The organism is Pseudomonas sp. LBUM1660 (assembly GCF_059695935.1).
Genome location: NZ_CP166795.1, coordinates 2,010,777 through 2,034,676, shown reverse-complemented (window position 1 = coordinate 2,034,676; position 23,900 = coordinate 2,010,777). Strand labels below are relative to the sequence as shown.

Here is a 23,900-nt window from a genome sequence, read left to right as displayed (position 1 = left end):
GCACAGCCACCATAAAACACAGGCGAAAAAACGCCGAACTGGTGGCGCTTGACGCGCCTAACGATAGAAGGGCTTCCACGCCCTGTCACTGAATTTGCAGTGACAGCCAGAAGACTATCGATGAGACACGTCGCGCACCAGTTCATGAAAGCCGCCACAACTCGAAGGAAATCTCCGATGGATTTACACAGCAATAAACGCGCAGGACTTTGCGCGGGATCAATCAGGAAAGAAGTCAGGAACGGACGATGTTGGTGTAGGGCAATTCTCTAATGCGCCGTCACTAATAAACGAAACGTCAGAAACGCAAACGTGGCGAGAGGTTTCCCTCACGCCACGTCCCGTAAACCCTCGCTCTTTCAGCCGCGCGGTGATTGCACCAAAAACTCCGCAATCAGCGACGCAACCTGCTCCTGAATCATCTCCCGCGCCCTCCCACCCTCACCATCCCCACAAATAATCCCATCCCCCGGCACTTCTTCCTCAAGAAGCGCCACCGCCCCAGGTTTGCACACCGCCATAAAACTAAAGTGGCTAGCGTCTTTAATCTCGACATAGCGCGTCGACGCTTGGGGCAGGCGTTTAGCCAAGTCAGCAGACTCCAACTTAGCCGGAAGATCCTCAGACGGCACACCCGCAGCGATCACCAGCGTCGGTACCGGCAGCGCCGCCAGGCTTTCATCAGTCATCCCGCGTGACAGTCCCAGGTCCAATGAAACAACGGCGGTGACGCGTTTATCGCTTAAATCGGCAGCCAGTCTGCCCTTCGATTCCGGGGTGCTTGCCGGGTTCATCTGTCGGTAGACGTTGCAACTGGCCAACTTCGTGTGGGTTTTGCAGTCTTGGGCGAAACGGTCGGGGACGAAACGGGCGCCAGCGGTTTCCATGACGGTCCAGCCGCCGAGGGAATGACCCACGGCGGCGATTTGATGCTTGGCGACCGCGCCAAAGTGTTCTGGCTGGGCCATGACCGCGTCGATGGCCCGGCTGAGGTCCGCGGGCCGCAGCCACAACTGCGCCGCGGCTTGAGGGCTGCGGTCTTTGCTGGTACTGCCGGGGTGGTTGACCGCTGCCACGATGTAACCCTTGTGGGCCAGTGCGCTGGCCAGCCACATCTGGTTGCTCCAATTGCCCCCGTAACCGTGGGAGAGCACCACCAATGGATGCTCGCCGGCAGCCGGTGGTGCGTCGGGTACGGCGAGGGCGCCGACAAACACGGCGTTGTCGCGGATCAACTGCGGTTTGGCAGTGGATGCGCTGGGGTACCAGACGACCATCTCCAGCGGGCGGTCGTTTTTCGCGTCTGGCAGCGTCGAGGACTGGAAGCCGATGGGGTTATCGTCAGCGAATACACTCGTGGTCAGGCAGACCAGAAACAGGGCGCCGAAAGCTGTTTTCAATGTTTTATCTTCCTTGATTAGATTCAACTCATTAACACCTGACATCCGCAGTCAGGCGCATCAATTACTGCGCAGTATCGCCACTCTCCAACCCTTTCAACTTGATCTCCGCCAACGGATGCCCGGCCTGCGCTGCTATCCGCCAGAACCGCGCCGCTTCGACTGGATCCGGCGCCTTGCTCGGCGTCCCCGCCAAACTGATTACGCCCACCTGATACGCCGCTTTGCCATCCCCCGCCAACGCCGCCAGGCGCAGCAATCGCACACCCTCCTCGCGTGCCCCAAGGCCGACGCCGCGAAAGGTCAGGATGTGGCCATAGAAGCTTTGCGCGCCGACATCACCCAGGTTGGCCATGCGCGCGAACTGGCCTTCGAGCCAGCTCCAGCCGCGCGGCTGGCGCACAAACCACGACCAATGAAACAACCGGCGGGCCAGCCAGTAACTGGCGCGCGCCTTGAGCTTCAAGAACACTCAGGCCTCCGCCGACTCTGGGTATTCGTATTCAAACACGCGCACCACTTCCGAGGCGTGCCACGAGGCGGCAGCAACACCATCGGACGGCCCGGAGAAACGCCCCAGACGCTCGACGCATTCGAAAAAACCGGTGCGTGGCAGACGGCTGGCGCCCTGGCTGATCACCAACGAGCTGCGCAGCGGCTGCTCGGCCTTGGCGTCCAGCGCGGCCAAATGCTCAAGGGCAGCGGTCAGGGTTAGCATGGCCGGCGTGGGCAACTGCAAACGTTCCAGCAAGGCTCGATAAGTCAGCAGGTGGCGCTGACGGCGGGCCTGATCCAGCTCACCCAACAACCCGTCCCAATGTTGACGACTGATGCGTACGCTCACGATTCATCCCTCCACCCTGGCACCGTCAGTTCCCAGGCCAGGCTGCGGCGAATCGCAGCGTCGGGCAGACGCTCGCCACTTTCGATCAAGGCCAGATAAGACGGGCTGATGCCTACCGTGCGGGCGAGCGCCTCAATGGCGATGCCCTTCCCTTCGCGCAAACTGCGTAGTTGATCCAGACCCGGAAGAATCTGGTCTGGTGATGGTGCGTGACGCACCGGCGTGTCGGGCGCCGGTTGTTCGTTGATGCCTGCTGCTTTCAGTAGAGCCTGATACTGAGCCCACGGCAAAACCGCGTATTCGGGCTCGCCTTCGCGTGTGATTATCTGAATATCCATGACTTCCCCGTAGGACAACGACACTTAGCGAGTCGGCACTTTTCCCTAGAAGTGTAATCCTAACAGCGGCCACGGTCGCGGGGGGTAGGAATATAAGGACGATCCTCAATCGAATCAGGTTTTTTTCGGGCCCTGAAGCTGAAGTTGCTCGGGGGTATCGGGGAGACGTTCGACCACCGCAAGCTTCTCCGGCAACTGGCGATTGCGCCAGGCACGGAAGGCATTGAGTTCGTCGTCGAGGACTTTCATCAACCAGGCCAGCACGGCAATGTCATCGAGCATGCCGAATACCGGGATGAAGTCCGGAATCGCGTCAACCGGGCTGAGGAAGTACATCAGGCCGGCCACCACCGAGAGCAGCGCCTTCGGGCTGATGGCGCGGTATTCGCCACGCCAGTAGGCCAGGCACAACGCCTGCAACAGGCGCAGATCATCTTTGAGTTTGCCCAATCGGTTGCCCTGGCTGGCCCCTTTGCTGGCGACGGCGAACAGCAGGGTTGGCAAACGTCCACGGGCAAGCAGGCGTCCGGCGAGTGGCAGGAAGCGTGCGAAATTCCAGGGTGTTTTCATCATTCCTCCCGCTGAAATGTTATCCACACAAATTGTGGATAACCTTGTGAACAGAGCTATATTTCACCGCTGAAAGCCCCGTTTCATAAGGGCTCAACTCAGATCGGGCGTTTTTTACTCACATAAAAAAACCCAAGATTTCATTGACTTGGCGCGCTGGCGCGGCTAGCACGGCGTCCTCAATGGCTATGACTGCACCGTACAGCATCCGTTCGCTTTGTTTACCCTCGCTGAACGCCAGATGCAACAACGCCCCGCATAAAGCGAGGCGTTGTTTTTAAAGCAGACGCTGATTACTTGGCGGCGTCTTCTTTTGCTGGATCCTTGATCGCCAGCAGTTCCAGGTCGAATACCAGCACCGAGTTGGCTGGAATCGCCGGGCTTGGGCTTTGGGCGCCGTAGGCCAGCTCGCTAGGAATGTACAGTTTGTACTTCTCGCCAACGTGCATCAGTTGCAGGCCTTCGACCCAACCCGGAATCACGCCGCTAACCGGCAGATCGATCGGGCTGCCACGGTCGACGGAACTATCAAAGGTAGTGCCGTCGGTCAGCTTGCCGGTGTAGTGAACAGTCACTACGTCGGTCGGCTTTGGCTGTGCGCCATCAGCTTTCTTGACCACTTCGTATTGCAGGCCCGAAGCAGTGGTGGTGACACCGGCTTTCTTGGCGTTGTCTTCGAGGAATTTCTTGCCGGCGGTTGCCGACTCTTCGCTCATTTTGGCCATACGCTCTTCAGCACGCTTCTGCAGTGCTGCGAAGGCTTCGACCAGCTCGTCATCCTTCAGCTTCTGTTCTTTCTTGCCGACGGCATCTTCGATGCCTTGGGCTACGGCTTTGGAGTCCAGGTCATCCATGCCTTCCTGAGCCAGGCTCTTGCCCATGTTCAGGCCAATCCCGTAGGAAGCTTTTTGCGCCGGGGTTTTCAGCTCTACGCTGGTCTGCGAGTCACAACCCGCAAGTACCAGGCTAACCAGGGCCACCGCCGCCGCCAACCGATGCTGTTTCATGCTATTTCCTTGTTCATGCGCCTAAAGGGCAATCGAGTAAAGCCGCGAGCTTATCAGGCGGCCACGACCAATGGCTACCGGCATGAGAGCAGGAAACTTCTGATAAGTTCAGGTGTTTTAACGCATTTCGGGATTGTAATGATGAAGCTTCTGTCATCTTGAGCCCACTGAGACGGATACCGGATCCCACAGCATCTGGCGTAATGGCCACTTGCCGCACCTCAATCACTGAGGCATAAGAGAGCTAAAAATCGACAGGGATGTTTATTTTGCGCCTCTTATTCCGCCTGCTGGTGTTGTTCGCTGTGCTGCTGGGGCTGGGCCTGGCCGTGGTTCTTTATTACGTCGCCAACCCGAAGCTGCCGACCTGGTCACCCGCGCAACAGGTGCATTACCTGGAACAGTGGAGCGCCGCCGACCGCCAGACTTACTACTTCACCCCCCAGGGTACGCAGGTCAAAGGTTTGCGCTACGACTGGTTCAACGCCCTCGAACTGCCCTTCTCGCAACAACGCTTCGCCGCGCCCGAGTACCTCGCGCGCTTTGGTTTTTTGATCGATCCCGAGCAGAAGCCCACGCCGAACAACCCCGGCAACTTGCCCGTGGGTTTTGCTCGCCATCAAAACCCCGGCAGCCAGGACGAATACCTCGACATCACCTGCGCCGCCTGCCACACCGGAGAATTGCGTTTCAACGGCCAGGCCGTGCGCATTGACGGAGGTTCGGCGCAGCATGTCCTGCCTTCCAGTGTTCCTACACTACGGGGCGGCAGTTTCGGGCAAGCATTGGTGGCAAGCCTGGCCTCGACGTACTACAACCCCTGGAAATTCGAACGTTTCGCACGCAACGTGCTAGGCGAGGACTACGACACCCGGCGCCAACAGTTGCGCCAAGACTTCAAAGCCTCCCTCAATACGTTCGTGAAAGTGGCCTGGAACGATACCCATCGCGGGCTCTATCCGACCGAGGAAGGCCCCGGCCGCACCGACGCTTTCGGGCGCATTGCCAATGCCAGCTTCGGCGATGCGATTTCACCTGATAACTACCGCGTGGCGGATGCGCCGGTGGACTACCCGCAGCTGTGGGACATGTGGACCTTTGACTGGGTGCAATGGAACGGTTCGGCGCAGCAACCGATGGCCCGCAACATCGGCGAAGCGCTGGGCGTCGGTGCCACCCTGAATTTCTTCGGCGCCAATGGCCAACCGCTCAAAGGTGACGAGCGCTATCCTTCGAGTGTCCGCTTGCGCGACTTGCACCAGATCGAACAAACCCTGCAACGGCTCAAACCACCGGCCTGGCCAGAAGCGCTGCTGGGCGCAATCGACCGGCCCCTGGCCGTCAAAGGCCGCGAATTGTTCAACGAAAACTGCGCCGGCTGCCACGTGCCTCGATCGGTCCAGACCAACGGACGCTGGGTACAACATCTGAAAATGTTGCCGGTGGACTACATCGGCACAGACCCTGGCGCGGCCAATAACATTGCCGACCATCGCTTCGACCTCAGCGCCTTGCAATGGGACCCGGCGGAGCTGGCGAAACTGGATGTGCAGTTGCAACCGCCGCCCACCGAGACGCTGGACATGAGCAAACTCTCGTCAGCCAAAGGCCTGGCCTACGTCACCGCGTTCGTAGGAAACCGCGCTTACCGCGAAGCGAAAATCCCCGAGGCCGAGCGCCCGGCCATGGATGGCTTCGGCCTGCCGATTGGCGTGCGTGAATTGCGCGCCTACAAGGCCCGCCCATTGGCCGGCGTCTGGGCGACAGCGCCATTTCTGCATAACGGTTCGGTGCCGAGTATTTATCAACTGCTCTCGCCCCAGGATGAACGGGCAACTGCCTTCTACAAAGGCACGTTCGAGTATGACCCCAGGCACTTGGGCTATCGCACCGAGGCCTTCACCAATGGCTTCAAGTTCGACACGCGCATCACCGGTAATCACAACAGCGGCCACGAATTCCGTGCTGGCAAGCGTGGTAACGGCGTGATCGGTCGGCTGCTGCAACCGCAGGAGCGCTGGGCGCTGCTGGAGTATCTGAAAGTGTTAGGCGGCCCGTTGGAGGCACAATTGCCATGAGCAGACTCTGGATGTGGTTTGGCGCCTTCCTCGGCAAAACCCTGTTGTGGCTACTGGGCCTGGGAGTGCTCGGCTGGGCGCTGGCCACGGCGTGGTTTGCCTGGCAGCACCGGGGACCGGTTTCAGCTGAAGAACTGATCCCGAACGGCGAAGCGGCGATGACTCAGGACATCATTCAGACGGCCGTGCGCATCGTCGACCAGCACCGGGAAAGCACCCGCTACCTGCGCGACGCACATGCCAAGGCGCACGGTTGCGTGAAGGCCGAGGTTCAGGTGCTGCCGAATCTGACGGATGAGCTGCGTCAGGGCGTGTTCAGCGAACCCGGCAAAACCTGGCAAGCGACCATGCGATTGTCCAACGGCAATGCCTATCCACAGTTCGACAGTATCCGCGATGCCCGGGGCATGGCAATCAAGCTGCTCGATGTGCCTGGCAAGCAACTGCTCGCCGATCAACAAAGCCGTGGTGAACAGGACTTCGTGATGTTCAGCCATCCGAATTTCTTCGTCAGCGATGTCGCCGAATACCGTCAGAATGTGGGCGCTCAGGCCGATGGCAAGAAGCTGATGGCGTTTTTCCCCGGCTGGGATCCCCGCACGTGGCAGGTTCGCCATCTGTTTATTGCCTTGGCGACACTCTCCCCGGCCCCGGAAAGTCCGACGCAGACGACGTACTTTTCGGTCTCGCCCTACAAGTTTGGTAACGCCAATGCGAAGTTTCGGGTGACGCCGGACCCTGACAGTTGCCCGGCCTACACGTTGCCGGCGCAGAACCAGAAGCTGCCGAATTTTTTGCGCAATGCGCTGAATCAGCAATTGTCGACGGATCGGGTGCCCGTGTGCTTCGTCTTGCAGATTCAACGGCAGGACGCGGACCAATACATGCCGATCGAAGACACGAGTATCGAGTGGAAGGAAAAGGACGCGCCGTTCGAAACCGTGGCGCGGATCAAACTGCCCGCCCAGGACTTCGACACGCCGGCGCTGAATGTGCAATGCGACAACCAGTCGTTCAATCCATGGTTCGGGCTTGAGGCCCATCGGCCGATGGGTGGCATCAACCGCCTGCGCAAGGCGGTATATGAAGCGGTCAGCGATTACCGCCACAGTCGTAACGCCGAGCAATAAAGCCAAATCCAAGACAGCAAAAAGCCCGCATTAAGCGGGCTTTCTGTGTGGTGACCTGGCGTTCAGCGTTCCAGGTTACCGAATATGGCGCAGCGGACGGGACTCGAACCCGCGACCCCCGGCGTGACAGGCCGGTATTCTAACCGACTGAACTACCGCTGCGCGTAGCGTTGAAAGTAAGTGGTGGGTGATGACGGGATCGAACCGCCGACATTCTGCTTGTAAGGCAGACGCTCTCCCAGCTGAGCTAATCACCCTTTACCTTCGTTGCGGGGCGCATTGTGCCACAGATTTTCGTAAAGTGTTGATTTAATTGATATTTATTCAAAAAAATCTGAAAACCGGTGAAACGACACATTCCGCAGGAACAACAGACAGAAAAAAACCCGCGTTAGCGGGCTTTTCCGTGGTGACCTGGCGTTCAGCATTCCAGGTGACCGAATATGGCGCAGCGGACGGGACTCGAACCCGCGACCCCCGGCGTGACAGGCCGGTATTCTAACCGACTGAACTACCGCTGCGCGTAACACTAAAGCGAATGGTGGGTGATGACGGGATCGAACCGCCGACATTCTGCTTGTAAGGCAGACGCTCTCCCAGCTGAGCTAATCACCCTTCACTTTCGGTGTGGCGCGCATTCTACGGAGCGACCCAACCTCTGGCAAGCACTTTTTTAAATAATTTTTGCAGGCCTTCCAAAGGCTTAGAGAAGGGTTGGCCTATGGCTTCGCTAAGAGAATAATGCCCCCCTTTGTATAAAGGAGAGACTCGCCCCATGTGGTTCAAAAACCTGCTTATCTATCGCCTGACCCAAGATCTGCCTTTTGATGCCGAGGCGTTGGAAACTGCACTGGCCACCAAACTGGCGCGTTCATGTGCAAGCCAGGAGTTGACCACCTACGGTTTCGTCGCGCCCTTCGGCAAAGGCGAAGATGCCCCCCTGGTGCACGTCAGCGGCGATTTCCTGCTGATCTCCGCCCGTAAAGAAGAACGCATCTTGCCGGGCAGCGTCGTGCGTGACGCCGTGAAGGAAAAGGTCGAGGAGATCGAAGCCGAACAAATGCGCAAGGTCTACAAAAAGGAACGCGACCAGATCAAGGATGAAATCATCCAGGCGTTCCTGCCGCGTGCCTTTATCCGTCGTTCGTCGACCTTCGCCGCCATCGCGCCGAAACAGGGCCTGATCCTGGTCAACTCGGCCAGCCCGAAACGCGCCGAAGACCTGCTGTCCACCCTGCGTGAAGTGATCGGCACACTGCCGGTACGCCCGCTGACCGTTAAAATGTCACCGACCGCGACAATGACTGAATGGGTCACCACCCAGAAAGCCGCGGACGACTTCTTTGTGCTGGACGAGTGCGAACTGCGCGACACCCACGAAGACGGCGGAATCGTGCGTTGCAAGCGTCAGGACCTGACCAGCGAAGAAATCCAGCTGCACCTGAGCACCGGCAAAGTGGTGACTCAGCTGTCGCTGGCCTGGCAAGACAAACTGTCTTTCGTCCTCGACGACAAGATGGTGGTCAAGCGCCTGAAGTTCGAAGACCTGCTGCAAGACCAGGCGGAGCAGGACGGTGGCGAAGAAGCCCTCGGCCAGCTGGACGCCAGCTTCACCTTGATGATGCTGACCTTCGGCGACTTCCTGCCGGCGCTGATTGAAGCGTTGGGCGGTGAAGAGCTTCCGCAAGGGATCTAAAGGCTGGTGATGACTACTGTGGGAGCGAGCCTGCTCGCGATGAGGGCGTGACATTCAACATTGAGTTGACTGACACCCCGCCATCGCGAGCAGGCTAACTCCCACATTTGGTTTGTGGTGGTACTTAAAATAAGGATCAGGCCATGCGCGCCCTCGCTGCATTGAGCCGTTTTGTCGGCAACACCTTCGCTTACTGGGTACTGATTTTCGCGGTCGTGGCGTTTCTGCAGCCGACGTGGTTCATCGGTCTGAAAGGCGCCATCGTGCCGCTGCTGGGCCTGGTGATGTTCGGCATGGGCCTGACCCTCAAACTCGAAGACTTCGCCGAAGTCGCTCGCCATCCTTGGCGCGTAGCGCTGGGCGTGGTTGCACATTTCGTGATCATGCCCGGCGTGGCGTGGTTGCTCTGCCAGGCGTTTCAACTGCCACCGGAAATTGCCGTCGGCGTGATCCTGGTCGGCTGTTGCCCAAGCGGCACCTCGTCGAACGTAATGACCTGGCTGGCACGCGGTGACCTGGCGCTGTCGGTGGCCATCGCCGCCGTCACCACCCTCCTCGCTCCGCTGCTGACGCCGGCGCTGATCTGGCTACTGGCTTCGGCGTGGCTGCCCGTGTCCTTCATGGAGCTGTTCTGGTCGATCCTGCAAGTGGTGCTGTTGCCGATCGTGTTGGGTGTGGTTGCCCAACGCGTGCTCGGCAGCCGGGTGCGTCATGCGGTGGAAGTATTGCCGCTGATTTCGGTGGTGAGCATCGTGATCATCGTCACCGCCGTGGTGGCCGCCAGCCAGGCGAAGATTGCCGAGTCGGGCCTGCTGATCATGGCCGTGGTGATGTTGCACAACAGCTTCGGTTATCTGCTGGGTTACTTCACCGGGCGCCTGTTCAAGTTGCCGCTGGCCCAACGCAAATCCCTGGCGCTGGAAGTCGGCATGCAGAACTCCGGCTTGGGTGCTGCGTTGGCCAGTGCGCACTTCTCGCCACTGGCGGCGGTTCCCAGCGCATTGTTCAGTGTCTGGCACAACATTTCGGGGGCGTTGCTCTCGACGTATTTCCGTCGCATGAGCGAAAAACAAGACCGGAAAACCGCGGCTCAGCAAGCAGCCGAGTAATCCGCAAACTTGATCCCCGGGTTAATGATGGGCACTCTATGGTGCAACGCGAGGACGACCTCGCGGCTCGATCGAGTCATTAATCCGGGGACGACCCCGTCAATCGATGGAGGTCTCTAATGTCCTGGATCATTCTGTTTTTCGCCGGCCTGTTCGAAGTTGGCTGGGCCGTCGGCCTGAAATACACCGACGGTTTCAGCCGCCCGCTCCCGACCGCATTGACCGTTGCCGCCATGGCCATCAGCCTTGGCTTGCTGGGCCTTGCCATGAAGGAATTGCCGCTGGGCACGGCCTATGCGATCTGGACCGGTGTGGGTGCCGTGGGCACGGTCATCGCGGGGATCATTCTGTTTGGTGAATCCATGGCGCTGTTCAGGCTGGCCAGCGTGGCGCTGATCATTGCCGGGTTGGTTGGGCTCAAGATTAGCGCCTGACCTTTAGATCGCCTTCGCGGGCAAGCCTCGCTCCTACGGGGTTTGTGGCATATCCATCATTCGGGATGCGCCACGAACCCTGTAGGAGCGAGGCTTGCCCGCGAAGAGGCCCTCACAGTCACCGCCTATCTAACGGTCCCACGCAGATCCCCAACCATCGCCTGCAACTTCGCTGGCTCCGCCGCCTCAACCGCCACCGCCGGACCAGCCACCAAGGTCACCCGCGACCACAACCGACGAAACAATCCCTTGCCCGGATCGCGGCTGAAGAAACTCCCCCACAACCCTTGTAACGCCAGCGGAATCACCGGCACCGGCGTCTCTTCGAGAATGCGCACCAGCCCGCCCTTGAACTCACTCATCTCCCCGTCAGCGGTCAACTTGCCTTCCGGGAAGATGCACACCAGCTCACCGTCCTTCAGATACTGAGCAATACGCGTGAAGGCTTTTTCGTAGATTTGAATGTCTTCCTGGCGCCCCGCAATCGGAATCGTCCCCGCCGTGCGGAAGATGAAGTTCAGCACCGGCAGGCTGTAGATCTTGTAGTACATGACAAAGCGAATCGGCCGACGCACTGCACCGCCAATCAACAACGCATCCACAAACGAAACATGGTTGCAGACCAGTAATGCCGCGCCTTCATCCGGGATCAAATCGAGATTGCGGTGCTCCACGCGGTACATGGAATGGCTGAGCAGCCAGATCATGAAACGCATGGTGAACTCAGGAACGATGCTGAAGATGTAGGCATTGACGCCGATGTTCAGCAGCGACACCACCAGAAACAGCTGCGGGATCGACAGCTCGACCATGCTCAGCAGCACGATCGAGACAATCGCCGACACCACCATGAACAGTGCGTTGAGAATGTTGTTGGCGGCAATCACCCGCGCGCGCTCGTTCTCGGGGGTGCGCGACTGAATCAGCGCATACAGCGGCACAATGTAGAAACCGCCGAAAATCCCCAGGCCAAGAATGTCGATCAACACCAGCCAGGTGTGGCCAAACCCAAGGATTTCGATCCAGCCATGGCCGTCAACGCTGTCTGGAATACCGCCGGAATGCCACCACAGCAGCAAGCCAAACACCGTCAGGCCAAACGAGCCGAACGGCACTAGGCCGATCTCGACTTTGCGTCCGGAGAGTTTCTCGCAGAGCATTGAGCCCAGCGCGATACCCACGGAGAACACCGTCAGAATCAGCGTCACCACGGTCTCGTCGCCGTGCATCCACTCCTTGGCATAGGCCGGGATCTGCGTCAGATAAATTGCCCCGACAAACCAGAACCATGAGTTGCCGACGATGGAACGCGACACCGCGGGCGTTTGCCCCAGGCCCAGTTTCAAAGTGGCCCAGGATTGGCTGAAGATGTTCCAGTTCAGGCGCATTTGCGGCGATGAGGCCGCCGCCCGGGGAATGCTGCGACTGGCCAGATAGCCGAGCACCGCGACAGCGATGATCGCGGTGGACACGATGGGCGCGTAATGACTGGACGACATCATGATCCCGGCGCCGATGGTGCCGGCGAGAATCGCCAGAAACGTGCCCATTTCCACCAGCCCGTTGCCCCCCACCAGCTCTTCTTCACGCAGGGCCTGGGGCAGGATCGAGTATTTCACTGGCCCGAACAGCGCCGAGTGCGTGCCCATGGCGAACAACGCCACCAGCATCAGCGACAGGTGATCGAACAGGAAACCCACCGCGCCGACCGCCATGATGGCGATTTCCCCGAGTTTGATCAGACGAATCAGCGCGTCCTTGGCGAACTTTTCCCCGAACTGACCGGCCAGCGCCGAGAACAGAAAGAACGGCAGGATGAACAGCAACGCGCACAGGTTGACCCAGATCGAACGGTCACCCTCGATGGTCAGCTTGTACAGAATGGCGAGGATCAACGACTGCTTGAAGATGTTGTCGTTGAACGCCCCGAGGGACTGCGTAATAAAGAATGGCAGGAAGCGCCGGGTGCGAAGCAAGGTGAACTGTGAGGGGTGGCTCATCTTCCATGTGTCCCTGAGATTGGGTAGAGAGTGGCTTGGCGATTTGTTATTGGAATGTCGAACGTCGATCCAGGCCACACATTACCTAATCTTTGCCGGTTATTTCTTTAATCCTGCAATGCACGGCGAGACAAACAACTCGCCCCGCCACGCGCCCTGCACTGTGCGTTTGGAGACGATCAGCCACATCACCGCCAGCATCGCCACCAGCACACAACCAAAGACACTGAAAAACGTCAGGTTCAAGGTGCTGCCCAGTTTCAACGTCGTCAGAGAATAGACGCCCAGCGGGAAGGTGAAGCCCCACCAGCCCAGGTTGAACGGAATACCGTCGCGCAGATAACGCACGGTGATCAGCACCGCCATCAGCATCCACCAGAAGCCGAAGCCCCACAGCGTGATCCCGGCCACCAGGCCCAACCCGGCCGCAATTTCACCGATGCCCGGCAGGCCGTTGGCCGCGAAGATGGCCGGCGCGTCGGCGCCCAGCAGCAACATGCCAAGCGCCCCGGTGCCGATCGGCCCCAGCGCCAGCCAGCTGGAGGCGGCCATGTTTTCGTGAGGCAATTTATGCAGCGCCATGCGCAGCAACAGAATCGTCAGAATGCTGAACGCCACCGGTAGGGAAAAGGCCCAAAGCACGTAGCTGGTCGTCAGCACCACCAGTTGCGAATGGGCATCGGCCAAGTGCGGCGCCAGCAGACCACCGCTGGCGGCGGCCACTTCTGCCGCGACCACAGGCAACAGCCAGACTGCTGTCATCTGGTCGATGCTGTGCTCCTGGCGGGTGAACATCATGTAGGGAATCAGCACGCCGCAGGCCAAAGACATCGCCACATCGAGCCACCACAGCACTTCGGCGACATGAATCACGCCGTCGCCCCAGCGCGGCAAGCCGAACACCAGGAAACCATTGATGATGGTCGCCAACCCCATGGGGATGGTGCCGAAAAACATTGATACCGTGGAGTGGCCGAAGATCCGTCGAGCCTCATCGAAGAACAGCACCCAGCGCGCCGTGTAGGCGGCGGTGAATAATACGAACAGGCAGATATTGAGCAGCCAGAGACCTTCGGCCACCGCGTGCAGACCGGGTATGGCGACGGGCAATTGTGCCAGCGCCAATGCCAGTACGCCCGTGCCCATGGTCGCGGCGAACCAGTTGGGCGTGAATTGGCGAATGGCCTCAAGCGGATGTTGCAAATGGCTGAACGGTTTGAAACCGGGGGTGGTGTTGGGGCATGTCATGGCGAATTCCTCTCCTCTTGTGAGGTGGAATTCAGGGTAGACCCGAATCGAATATCTATATAACGGGTAATATCTCTAACTGTTATCTGTTTTGTAGATATAGCGTCAGACGCTGCCTTCGGTCTCGATCACCAGGATCCTCGCCGCACCTTGTGGATGGGCAACGTGTTCGGTGCCCACCGAGGCGTAGAAAATGTCGCCGATGTCGAGCAGCGTGTCCTTTTCAACACCGTCTTCGCGATAGCGCATCTGCACCTGGCCATCGAGCACGACGAACACTTCCTGACCTTCGTTGACGTGCCATTTATACGGCTGATCGGTCCAGTGCAAACGGGTGGTGATGCCGTTCATGCTGGCGATATCCAAGGCGCCCCAGGCACGGTCGGCGGTGAAGGATTTGCTGCGGATGATCTTCATGGGGCGTTCCGTCGAAAGAAGTGGCGGTGCCAAGGCTAGCGGTCATCGAACATCGGCGCCACAGACTTTGACAGGCTGTTGACGCATCAACGCCAACAACGCAACGACGGCCAGGACAATCAGCACCGCGCCATAACCATCGGTCGTGGTCACCAACCCAAAGGCTCGCGTCAGATTCCCCGCCAGCAACGACGGCAGGCAGAAGGCCAGATAGCTGAGCACATAAAACGCCGACATCAACCCGGCCCGTTCGTGAGGCAAAGCCAGCGGCACGACGCTGCGCAACGAGCCGAGGAAACTGGCACCGAACCCGCATCCGGCGACCAGCGTCCCGATGAAAAACAACGGCAGGCTGGCGCTGTGTACCGCCAGTAAAATCAGCGCCACACCGACGGGCAGAATGCTCGCGCCGACCCGCAAGACTTTGTCGGCCGGGCGACTGCGCAAGGTGTAGATCATCAACGCGCCGGTGACGGTCAGCACGGCAACTGTCGCACCGCCAATCAGATTGGAAGTCGATCCGGTGGCCGTCCGCACAAGGGATGGAGCGAGGGACGCGTAAAAACCACCGAGCGCCCAAGCTGCAGTGTTGATCGGGAGCACCAGCCACAACGCACGCCGTGCCTGGATGGGCACATGCAGAGTCGGAAGCAGCGAAGCCAGCGCCCCCCGCTGTGGGCTGACACTTTCCGGCAGACGCCAGACGTACAGCGCCTGCAACCCGAACATCGCGAGCAGCACCCAGAAGGTCAATTGCAGTGGCAGCGGCGCAAACTCGGCCAACAAGCCGCAACCCATGGCGCCGGCCGCCATGCCGAGCAGCGGTGCGACGCTGTTGACCAGCGGACCTTGCTGGCGATCGGTGTCGAGCAGCGCGGCACCCAATACAGCCGTGGCCATCCCGGTAGCAAAGCCCTGAAGCACCCGGGCGCTGATCAGCCAGGCGACGCTGTCAGCATTGATAAACAGCAGCATGGCCAGCATGTTCAGCACCACAGCGGTGAAGATCACCGGCTTGCGCCCCAGGTAATCCGAGAGCGAACCGACGGTGAGCAGCGCGGCGAGCAAGCTGATGGCGTAGACGCCAAATATCAGGGTCAGGGTCGCTGCCGAGAATCGCAGGTGTTCCTGATACAAGTGGTACAGGGGCGTTGGCGCAGTGGAAGCGGCAAGAAAACTCAGTAAAGTGATCGCCAGGAACCACAGGCTGGAACGGTTTGATATCGAGCTGGACATGCGCACACTCCGCAAAAGCTAATTTGTTGCTTTTGCGGAGTGTGCTACTGGTCCACGCTTAAAGCAAATTCTTTGTGTTAAGGTCCGCCATATGGCTATTAAAGAAGGTTTACGCCCGGGCGGTCGAAGCGCCCGGGTGCAAGAGTCGATTCATTCGGCTGTCCGCCAACTCCTTGAAGAGCAGGACCGCGCCACCGTGACCGTCCCACAAATCGCTGCGCGCGCGGGAGTGACGCCGTCGACGATTTATCGGCGTTGGGGTGATTTGTCGGTGTTGCTGGCCGACGTGGCCCTCGCCCGCCTGCGCCCGGAAAGCGAACCGGCCGACACCGGCAGCTTGCGCGGTGATGTGCGGGCCTGGGCGGAGCAGTATCTGGACGAGATGAATTCCGAGCCCGGGCGAAACATGCTGCGCGACGTGCAATGCAGCACCACACCGGTCTATTGCACCACGATCATCGGCGGGCAGTTGCAGACGATTCTGGACCGTTACCCGGATCAGCCGAAACCGAGTGTTGACCGACTGATCAACCTGGTGGCGGCACCGACGGTGTTTCGCATCCTGTTTTCGGCGGCGGCGCTGGAGGTTGAGGAATTGCATCAGTTGATCGAGCTTGCGTTAAATCAGTGAGGCCGCCTTCGCGGGCAAGTCGGGTCGCGAAGAGGCCAGCACAAACACTAAAAATCCAACTGACAAACACCCTGCGACACCCCACCACGCCACGACCTTGGTCGACACTGACTAACCCCGGCCATCGTGCGAGACTGTCTGACCGGGCGGGAGTCCCGGGTGTCTTTTGTCGGGAGTTCCCATGTCGCTGTCCAGCGGGCTGATCGCCGCCGTCGCCCTGGCCTATATGGCCATCATGTTCGCCATCGCCTTTTACGGCGACCGTCGCAGCACACCGTTGCCGCCGCGAGTGCGCGCGTGGGTGTACAGCCTGTCGCTGGCGGTCTATTGCACTAGCTGGACCTTCTTTGGCGCCGTCGGCCAGGCCGCCGAGCAACTCTGGTCATTCCTGCCAATCTACCTCGGGCCGATCCTGCTGCTGGTCTGCGCGCCGTGGGTCCTGCAAAAAATGGTGATGATCAGCAAACAGGAGAACATCACCTCCATTGCCGACTTCATTGCCGCCCGCTATGGCAAATCCCAATCGCTGGCGGTGGTAGTGGCGCTGATTTGCCTGGTTGGCGTGTTGCCCTACATCGCGCTGCAACTCAAGGGAATCGTGCTCGGGGTGAACCTGCTGATCGGCGCCGGTGCCGACGCCATGGGCACCCGCGCCCAGGACACGGCGCTGATCGTGTCGCTGGTATTGGCGCTGTTCACCATTGTCTTTGGCACCCGCAACCTCGACGCCACGGAACACCACCGTGGCATGGTGCTGGCGATTGCCTTTGAATCGCTGGTCAAGCTGTTCGCGTTTCTCGCGGTCGGGGCGTTCGTGACTTACGGCCTGTACGACGGATTCGACGACCTGTTTGACCAGGCCATGCTCGCCCCGCGCCTGGAGGCGTACTGGAAGGAAACCATCAATTGGCCGTCGATGGTGGTGCAGACCGGCGTGGCCATGATGGCGATCATCTGCCTGCCCCGGCAGTTCCACGTGACGGTGGTGGAAAACATCGACCCTCAGGATTTGCGCCTGGCGAAATGGGTGTTCCCTGCCTACCTGGCGCTGGCAGCGCTGTTTGTCGTACCCATCGCCCTCGCCGGTCAGATGCTGTTGCCCAGCTCGGTACTGCCGGACTCTTTCGTCATCAGCCTGCCGCTGGCCCAAGCCCACCCGGCCTTGGCATTACTGGCCTTTATCGGTGGCGCCTCGGCGGCGACCGGCATGGTGATCGTCGCCAGCGTGGCGCTGTCGACCATGGTCTCCAACGACATGTTGCTGCCGTGGCTGCTGCGCCGGAACAACGCCGAGCGACCGTTCGAAGTGTTCCGCCAGTGGATGCTTTCTGTGCGCCGGGTCAGCATCGTGGTGATTCTGTTGCTGGCTTACGTCAGTTATCGCCTGCTCGGCTCGACCGCGAGTCTGGCGACCATCGGCCAGATCGCCTTCGCCGCCGTGACCCAACTGGCCCCGGCCATGCTCGGCGCGCTGTACTGGAAACAGGCCAATCGCCGGGGCGTGTTCGCCGGTCTCGCCGCCGGGACATTCCTCTGGTTCTACACCCTCATTCTGCCGATCGCGGCCCACAGCCTCGGTTTGTCCTTGAGCAGTTTCCCGGGGCTGGCCTGGCTGCACAGCAACCCGCTGAACCTGCCGCTCACCCCGCTGACCCAAGGCGTGGTGCTGTCGCTGGCGGCCAACTTCACGCTGTTCGCCTGGGTGTCTGTGCTGTCACGCACGAGGGTGTCGGAGCACTGGCAGGCCGGGCGTTTCATCGGTCAGGAAATCAGCGCGCGCCCCAGCGCCCGCTCGATGCTCGCGGTGCAGATCGACGACTTGCTGCAACTGGCCGCACGCTTCGTCGGTGAAGAACGGGCGCGGCAGAGCTTCATCCGTTTTGCCTACCGCCAAGGCAAAGGTTTCAACCCGAACCAGAACGCCGACGGTGAATGGATCGCCCACACCGAACGTTTGCTGGCCGGCGTACTCGGTGCTTCCTCGACGCGCGCGGTGGTCAAAGCCGCCATCGAAGGTCGGGAAATGCAACTGGAGGATGTCGTGCGGATCGCCGACGAAGCCTCGGAAGTGCTGCAGTTCAACCGCGCCCTGTTGCAAGGCGCTATCGAAAACATCACCCAAGGCATCAGCGTGGTCGACCAGTCGCTGAAACTGGTGGCCTGGAACCGGCGTTATCTGGAACTGTTCAATTACCCGGACGGGCTGATCAGGCTTGGCCGCCCGATTGCCGACATCATTCGCTACAACGCCGAGCGCGGACTGTGCGGCCCCGGTGAAGCCGAAGTGCACGTCGCCCGCCGCCTGCACTGGATGCGTCAGGGCCGCGCCCACACCTCTGAAAGACTGTTCCCCAACGGACGTGTGATCGAACTGATCGGCAACCCGATGCCCGGCGGCGGTTTCGTCATGAGTTTCACTGACATCACCGCGTTCCGCGAGGCCGAGCAGGCGCTGACCGAAGCCAACGAAGGCCTGGAGCAGCGGGTCACCGCGCGGACCCACGAACTGTCCCAACTCAACGTGGCCTTGACCGAAGCCAAGGGCACCGCCGAATCGGCCAACCAGTCGAAAACCCGCTTTCTGGCGGCGGTCAGCCATGACTTGATGCAACCGCTGAATGCCGCACGCCTGTTCTCCGCCGCCCTCTCCCATCAAGACGATGGCCTGTCCAGCGAGGCGCAGAAACTGGTGCATCACCTCGACAGCTCGTTGCGCTCGGCCGAGGACCTGATCAGCGATCTGCTGGATATTTCCCGCTTGGAGAACGGCAAGATCAACCCGGACCCCAAGCCCTTCGTGCTCAACGAGTTGTTCGATGCACTCGGTGCCGAGTTCAAGGCACTGGCCCAGGAACAAGGGCTGAAATTCCGTGTTCGGGGCAGCACTTTACGAATCGACAGCGACATCAAACTGCTGCGGCGGATCCTGCAAAATTTCCTGACCAACGCGTTCCGCTACGCCAAGGGGCCCGTGCTCCTCGGCGTCCGGCGCCGCAACGGGGAGTTGTGCCTGGAGGTCTGGGACCGTGGGCCGGGAATCCCTGAAGACAAGCAACAGGTGATTTTCGAAGAATTCAAACGCCTCGACAGCCACCAGACTCGCGCGGAGAAAGGCCTGGGACTGGGGCTGGCGATTGCCGACGGGTTGTGTCGCGTTCTGGGTCACACCTTGCGCGTAAGGTCCTGGCCGGGGCGCGGCAGTGTGTTCAGCGTCAGCGTGCCGCTGGCACAGGCACAGGCACAAGCCGTCGCGCCGACCCAAGTCAGCGAGCTCAATGGCCACGTGCTGAGCGGCGCGCAGGTGCTGTGTATCGATAACGAAGACAGCATCCTGATCGGCATGAACAGCCTGCTGACACGCTGGGGTTGCCAGGTCTGGACCGCACGCAACCGTGACGAATGCGCGGCGCTGCTGAAGGACGGTGTACGTCCGCAATTGGCGCTGGTGGATTACCACCTGGACCATGGCGAGACCGGGACCGAGTTGATGGCGTGGTTGCGCACCCAACTGGGTGAGCCAGTGCCGGGAGTGGTGATCAGTGCCGATGGCCGGCCGGAGACAGTGGCCCAGGTGCATGCGGCGGGCCTGGAGTACTTGGCCAAACCGGTGAAACCGGCGGCGTTGCGGGCGTTGTTGAGTCGGCATTTGCCGTTGTAGCGCAGGAGGGTTCAACACACATCAATGTGGCGAGGGGGCTTGCCCCTGTTGGGCTGCGCAGCGGCCCCCGAACCCTTACCGCGATTCCTTCAGGTAATAACGCGCGGCCTGATTGACGACTGCTGCGCAGCCGAACGGGGGCAAGCCCCCTCGCCACAAAGAACAGGTGCTGCCTTGTTTACTCAGGCAACTCGGCCAATCCATCGACATCGGTCATCGCCCGCTCCAACAGATCAGCCGGCAAGCTCTTGCTGGCTCGCGCACCCAGCAACTTCAACTGCTCACTGCGACTGACCAGGTTGCCGCGACCTTCTGTCAGCTTGTTGCGCGCAGAGCTGTAGGCCTTGTCCAGTTGCTGCAAGCGATTGCCGACTTCATCCAGGTCCTGGATGAACAACACGAACTTGTCGTACAGCCATCCGGCGCGCTCGGCGATTTCCCGGGCGTTCTGGCTCTGGCGCTCTTGCTTCCACAGGCTGTCGATGACCCGCAGGGTCGCCAGCAACGTGGTCGGGCTGACGATGACGATGTTGCGGTCGAAGGCTTCCTGGAACAGCGTCGGCTCAGCCTGCAACGCAGCGGAGAACGCCGCTTCGATCGGCACGAAGAGCAAGACGAAATCCAGACTGTGCAAGCCGTCGAGTCGCTTGTAATCCTTGCCTGACAGGCCTTTGACATGATTGCGCAGCGACAGCACGTGCTGCTTGATGGCGATCTGGCCGATGGCATCGTCTTCGGCCGATACGTATTGCTGATAGGCCGTCAGGCTGACTTTGGAGTCGACCACCACCTGCTTGTCGCCCGGCAGATAAATGATCACGTCCGGCTGGAAACGCTCACCGTCCGGCCCCTTGAGATTGACCTGAGTCTGGTACTCACGGCCCTTCTCCAGCCCGGCGTGTTCAAGCACGCGCTCAAGAATCAACTCACCCCAGTTGCCCTGGGTTTTCTGCCCTTTCAACGCACGGGTGAGGTTGGTGGCTTCGTCGCTTAGGCGCAGGTTCAGTTGCTGCAGGCGCTCCAGCTCTTTGGCCAGGGAAAACCGCTCTCGGGCTTCGGCCTGATAGCTTTCCTCAACGCGCTTTTCGAAAGACTGAATGCGTTCTTTCAAAGGATCGAGCAACTGGCCCAGGCGCTGCTGGCTGGTTTCGGCGAAACGCTGCTCGCGCTCGTCGAAGATCTTGCCCGCCAGTTCGGCGAATTGCGCTCGCAGCTCGTCTCGTGAGCCTTGCAGGTCGTCTAGGCGCTTTTGATGGCTGTCCTGCTGCTCACGCAGCTCGGCGGTGAGCGAGGCCGCCCGGGCGTCCAGGCGCCGCAGCTCGGCATCTTTGCCGGCGCGTTCGATGTTCCAGGCGTGAGCCGCATCGCGGGCATCGTCGCGCTCTATCTGTAGCAGTTCGATTTCACGGCGCATCGCAGCCAGCTCTGCCTGCTTGGCGGCGTTGGCCTGGCCCAGATCACCGATTTCATCGCGGCAGGCTTCGAGCTGAGCGTTCAAGCCGTCCTGCGCCAGTAGCGACATGGCCAGACGCTCTTCCAGCAACGCCGCCTCAGCTTGGCCCGCGCTCGCCCGGCGCTGGATTTGCCAGGCCAATACCAGCAAGGGCAGTGCGGCGCCCGCCAGACCCAGCAAAATGCTGGTCAAGTCCATAGCCATAGCGACTCCTGCCGATGAAATAAAGCTTGAAGGGTAACCAAGGCGTCAGGACTTGGACAGCTCAGTCTTCGACCAGGCCCAGTTCCTGTTGAGCGCGCCGGTCCCCTGCGCGCGCGGCCTGGCGCAACAGGTCCTGGCCAATCCGGCGATCGCGGGCATTGCCGCATTCACGGCACATCAACTGGCCGAGACGACTTTGCGCGGCCACCACACCTTCGCGGGCAGGCTGTTTGAGCAAGCGTCCGGCGAGATGTTTGATGTTGGTGTTTTCACCCAGGCGCGGGCTATCGAGCAACCACTCCGCCACTCGCATCGAAAAGCGTTTGGGAGGGGTAACACTGGGAGGTGTTGAGGTGGCAGAAACTGATACGGAGCGAAACTTCATAAAGCACTGTGGGGCAGATCGGAAGGCGCGCCACTCTACTCTTTTTTTCTTACAGGTAAAGTCTAAAAAAACCCGGCACGCCCGTCCTAGAGCAAGCGCTCGGGACAATCCACAGAAGCTGTGGATAACTCAGTGGACAACCGCCCTTGAACTCGCGCAAAGCCCTGTGGAATGGGGCTCGCAGTCAAACTGACGATTTTTTCACCAGTAAAAAAAAGCGATGTTTTTCATTGACTTAAATTTTCAGTACAGGCACCCACTGTGGTCGGGGCGCGGATGACAGTCCGGTTACAGTCTGCGCAACTTATGTGCACAAGTACCTTCGCGGCAGTTATATCGATGCTCTTTTTCGGAGCGTTTTGTGCAGGGTTCCTGGGGATAACCTTGGTAAAGCCTTGTCCCAGGCTTATGCCGGAGCGGCGACCAACGGTCGGAAATTGTCCCCTGACGCAGCATGTTGGCGGGGCACGGAAATTATTTTACCTTCAAGCTTCCCTTCGCCTACTCAATCCGTTAGTATCCGCGGCGTTAGTACCAAGCTGAAAGTCAATTCTGGTCGAACAAATCCTCCCGGTCAGCCTTCCCAACGGAAGCCTCCACCGAACAAGCGGGATCGACCACCTCGATGGTTTCCAGGTAAACCTTGCGCCAACACAGCCTTTGAAACGAAAGCAAAGGGTGTTGCGAAGCTCACTTACTCTGACCGAACCAGCCTGCAAATTGATCAGGATCTTCACCCCGGGCCCAGAACCTTTGCCCTTGATGTGTTGCCTGCCCTCCTAAGTACCTACCTGCCAGCCCAAGCGCGCCAATTATTAGCGCTTCAAACTGGCTGCTTTGTTCCAGTCGGGTTCTTCGTTCGACCAATGGTGGTCGTCGTCACTGGAACGTTTAAATTTTGCACGGTTCTTATCCGTGTCGCTTGTAGGAACACCATTTAATGACTACTCAAATCCACACTCAGGATGCAATCCGCACCCTAACCAACGCTTTTGCACCAATGAACTGCCTGATCATGGCCGCTCGCAAAGGCTGCTTCAGCTTCACCCTGGTCAACGAACACGGCATCGCTCGTCACAGCGAACGCCTGTACCCCGATCAATACTCCAGCGCAGAACCGCTGCAGGCAGTGATCGAGCGTACCCGTCAGGCACTGGTTGCCTGATACGCCAGAAAGACTGAAAACCTCAAAAGCCCTGCTCAAAAAGCGGGGCTTTTTATTGCCCGATATTTCTCAACAGCCAGCCTGCGGCTAAGCACTAAACGATATAACGGTTATAACTCGCAGCCGGAAATATTTTAAAAACAGGCCTTTACAGCGCGAATATGACACTACACTTCAACTCAAGCGGCTTGATCCGCTTTCCGGCGAGCCTGAGTCGATTCACCTGCTGCCAACGCTCCCTTCAGGTTTCGCCGCCCATTTCATGTTTCGAGGGCTTTATGGGTATCGCTGCCAGCGAACTGTGCCGTTATGTGATCCGTCCGACATTGATTTACCTCGGGCGCCATAGCGCAACTGCCGAATCCCTTCTCCTGGGCATCGCCGCCAGCCAGTCAGCCCTTGGTTCCGCCCTGCACGACCGCCGTGGAAACGGCCTGTACCGAATCGCCGAACCCCGCCACCAGGCTCTCTGGGATCACTACCTGGCGCTGGACCCCGAGCGCGCGAGTCTCGTCCGCGGCCTCGCCAGCCAGCATGCCTTTCTCAGCGGACCGCACCTGGAATTGACCGTCAACCTGCGTTACGCCACTGCCATCGCCTGGCTGCTGGTAGAAGAACAGAACACTCCCCTCCCCGCCGCGGATGACTTGTTGGGAATGGCGCGAATCTGGCGCCAGACTTTTCAGCCTCAAGGACGCCTGCGCGATTTCACCTACGCTTGGCAAACCTGTGTATCACCACTGAATCAGGTCGCCTGCTGACCCACCGGTTTCCAAAGATCCTGCAACGGGTCGCGAATCTGGTCGGATTGTCCTACAAAACCGCTCTAACTCAAGCCATACAGCCTATAGCGCTGGGACGAAAATGTTGGTAATTTTCGCCCCGGTGATCACCAGG

21 protein-coding genes and 4 tRNA genes are annotated in these 23,900 nt (G+C 59.7%); 9 read left to right on the top strand and 16 right to left on the bottom strand.

The features are described from left to right. Positions 1 to 359 precede the first annotated feature (359 nt). The 6 genes from ACA068_RS09590 to bamJ form a co-directional block, all read right to left on the bottom strand. Positions 360 to 1,400 (bottom strand): alpha/beta hydrolase family protein, encoded by a 1,041-nt coding sequence (locus tag ACA068_RS09590; protein WP_497309368.1) that lies wholly within the window; start codon positions 1,398 to 1,400, stop codon positions 360 to 362. 64 nt (positions 1,401 to 1,464) lie between these two features. After that, complete coding sequence (locus tag ACA068_RS09585; protein ID WP_497309366.1) at positions 1,465 to 1,872, bottom strand: SEL1-like repeat protein; 408 nt, start codon at positions 1,870 to 1,872, stop codon at positions 1,465 to 1,467. Next, positions 1,873 to 2,244 (bottom strand): hypothetical protein, encoded by a 372-nt coding sequence (locus ACA068_RS09580; RefSeq protein ID WP_046049139.1) that lies wholly within the window; start codon positions 2,242 to 2,244, stop codon positions 1,873 to 1,875. It abuts the gene before it with no gap. Beyond that, the gene (locus tag ACA068_RS09575; protein ID WP_497309364.1) at positions 2,241 to 2,582 is read right to left on the bottom strand and encodes a helix-turn-helix domain-containing protein; all 342 of its coding nucleotides are present in this window, start codon (positions 2,580 to 2,582) and stop codon (positions 2,241 to 2,243) included. The genes ACA068_RS09580 and ACA068_RS09575 overlap by 4 nt, the downstream gene beginning before the upstream one ends. Before the next feature lie 114 nt (positions 2,583 to 2,696). Continuing rightward, positions 2,697 to 3,152: a YkvA family protein gene (locus ACA068_RS09570; protein ID WP_497309363.1), complete on the bottom strand. Its 456-nt coding sequence runs from the start codon at positions 3,150 to 3,152 to the stop codon at positions 2,697 to 2,699. A 293-nt stretch (positions 3,153 to 3,445) separates the two neighbouring features. After that, complete coding sequence (gene bamJ, locus ACA068_RS09565; RefSeq protein ID WP_497309361.1) at positions 3,446 to 4,159, bottom strand: BamJ family beta-barrel-assembly machinery protein; 714 nt, start codon at positions 4,157 to 4,159, stop codon at positions 3,446 to 3,448. 269 nt (positions 4,160 to 4,428) lie between these two features. Here bamJ and ACA068_RS09560 point away from each other — a divergent pair, with 269 nt between their 5' ends. Further along, positions 4,429 to 6,237: a di-heme-cytochrome C peroxidase gene (locus tag ACA068_RS09560; protein ID WP_497309359.1), complete on the top strand. Its 1,809-nt coding sequence runs from the start codon at positions 4,429 to 4,431 to the stop codon at positions 6,235 to 6,237. Beyond that, positions 6,234 to 7,367: a catalase family protein gene (locus ACA068_RS09555; RefSeq protein ID WP_497309357.1), complete on the top strand. Its 1,134-nt coding sequence runs from the start codon at positions 6,234 to 6,236 to the stop codon at positions 7,365 to 7,367. Before ACA068_RS09560 ends, ACA068_RS09555 begins: the two co-directional genes overlap by 4 nt. Before the next feature lie 85 nt (positions 7,368 to 7,452). Here ACA068_RS09555 and ACA068_RS09550 read toward each other — a convergent pair. The 4 genes from ACA068_RS09550 to ACA068_RS09535 all read right to left on the bottom strand — a co-directional run bounded on the left by ACA068_RS09550 (position 7,453) and on the right by ACA068_RS09535 (position 7,982). Then, positions 7,453 to 7,529 (bottom strand) — tRNA-Asp (locus tag ACA068_RS09550). Positions 7,530 to 7,548: 19 nt separating this feature from the next. After that, positions 7,549 to 7,624: transfer RNA gene (locus ACA068_RS09545), tRNA-Val, on the bottom strand. Positions 7,625 to 7,811: 187 nt separating this feature from the next. Next, positions 7,812 to 7,888, bottom strand: a tRNA-Asp gene (locus ACA068_RS09540). Between the two features lie 18 nt (positions 7,889 to 7,906). Next, a tRNA-Val gene (locus ACA068_RS09535) sits at positions 7,907 to 7,982 on the bottom strand. Positions 7,983 to 8,142: 160 nt separating this feature from the next. Between ACA068_RS09535 and rdgC the strand changes: the two genes are divergently transcribed. From rdgC to sugE, 3 genes are all read left to right on the top strand, one after another. Beyond that, positions 8,143 to 9,063, top strand: coding sequence for a recombination-associated protein RdgC (gene rdgC / locus ACA068_RS09530; RefSeq protein ID WP_219095593.1), 921 nt, complete (start codon positions 8,143 to 8,145; stop codon positions 9,061 to 9,063). 143 nt (positions 9,064 to 9,206) lie between these two features. Further along, entirely contained in the window at positions 9,207 to 10,172 is a 966-nt protein-coding gene (locus ACA068_RS09525) for a bile acid:sodium symporter family protein (protein WP_497309355.1), read from the top strand. 119 nt (positions 10,173 to 10,291) lie between these two features. Then, on the top strand, positions 10,292 to 10,606 hold the full coding sequence (sugE, locus tag ACA068_RS09520) for a quaternary ammonium compound efflux SMR transporter SugE (RefSeq protein WP_123599434.1): 315 nt from the start codon (positions 10,292 to 10,294) through the stop codon (positions 10,604 to 10,606). 125 nt (positions 10,607 to 10,731) lie between these two features. On the opposite strand, the gene ACA068_RS09515 is transcribed toward sugE, so the two are convergent. From ACA068_RS09515 to ACA068_RS09500, 4 genes are all read right to left on the bottom strand, one after another. Continuing rightward, positions 10,732 to 12,606 (bottom strand): MFS transporter, encoded by a 1,875-nt coding sequence (locus ACA068_RS09515; protein ID WP_497309353.1) that lies wholly within the window; start codon positions 12,604 to 12,606, stop codon positions 10,732 to 10,734. Between the two features lie 99 nt (positions 12,607 to 12,705). Then, the gene (locus ACA068_RS09510; RefSeq protein ID WP_497309352.1) at positions 12,706 to 13,854 is read right to left on the bottom strand and encodes a TDT family transporter; all 1,149 of its coding nucleotides are present in this window, start codon (positions 13,852 to 13,854) and stop codon (positions 12,706 to 12,708) included. A gap of 105 nt (positions 13,855 to 13,959) precedes the next feature. After that, positions 13,960 to 14,271, bottom strand: coding sequence for a cupin domain-containing protein (locus ACA068_RS09505; RefSeq protein ID WP_497309350.1), 312 nt, complete (start codon positions 14,269 to 14,271; stop codon positions 13,960 to 13,962). A 42-nt stretch (positions 14,272 to 14,313) separates the two neighbouring features. Beyond that, complete coding sequence (locus ACA068_RS09500; protein ID WP_497309348.1) at positions 14,314 to 15,507, bottom strand: MFS transporter; 1,194 nt, start codon at positions 15,505 to 15,507, stop codon at positions 14,314 to 14,316. A gap of 91 nt (positions 15,508 to 15,598) precedes the next feature. Between ACA068_RS09500 and ACA068_RS09495 the strand changes: the two genes are divergently transcribed. After that, the gene (locus tag ACA068_RS09495; protein WP_497309346.1) at positions 15,599 to 16,138 is read left to right on the top strand and encodes a TetR/AcrR family transcriptional regulator; all 540 of its coding nucleotides are present in this window, start codon (positions 15,599 to 15,601) and stop codon (positions 16,136 to 16,138) included. A 181-nt stretch (positions 16,139 to 16,319) separates the two neighbouring features. Then, a complete protein-coding gene (locus ACA068_RS09490; protein WP_497309344.1) occupies positions 16,320 to 19,796 on the top strand; it encodes a hybrid sensor histidine kinase/response regulator in 3,477 nt (1,158 codons plus the stop codon). Positions 19,797 to 19,974: 178 nt separating this feature from the next. Here the strand turns inward: ACA068_RS09490 and ACA068_RS09485 are convergent, their stop codons facing one another. Both ACA068_RS09485 and ACA068_RS09480 read right to left on the bottom strand, forming a co-directional pair. Next, positions 19,975 to 21,339: a DNA recombination protein RmuC gene (locus ACA068_RS09485; RefSeq protein ID WP_497310559.1), complete on the bottom strand. Its 1,365-nt coding sequence runs from the start codon at positions 21,337 to 21,339 to the stop codon at positions 19,975 to 19,977. Between the two features lie 175 nt (positions 21,340 to 21,514). Next, a complete protein-coding gene (locus tag ACA068_RS09480) occupies positions 21,515 to 21,838 on the bottom strand; it encodes a sel1 repeat family protein (RefSeq protein WP_497309342.1) in 324 nt (107 codons plus the stop codon). A 940-nt stretch (positions 21,839 to 22,778) separates the two neighbouring features. Between ACA068_RS09480 and ACA068_RS09475 the strand changes: the two genes are divergently transcribed. After that, positions 22,779 to 23,003 carry a hypothetical protein gene (locus ACA068_RS09475; RefSeq protein ID WP_008031832.1) on the top strand — a complete coding sequence of 75 codons (225 nt, stop codon included), beginning with the start codon at positions 22,779 to 22,781 and terminating at the stop codon, positions 23,001 to 23,003. Between the two features lie 278 nt (positions 23,004 to 23,281). Then, complete coding sequence (locus ACA068_RS09470; protein WP_497309341.1) at positions 23,282 to 23,764, top strand: hypothetical protein; 483 nt, start codon at positions 23,282 to 23,284, stop codon at positions 23,762 to 23,764. The last annotated feature ends 136 nt before the right edge of the window (positions 23,765 to 23,900 follow it).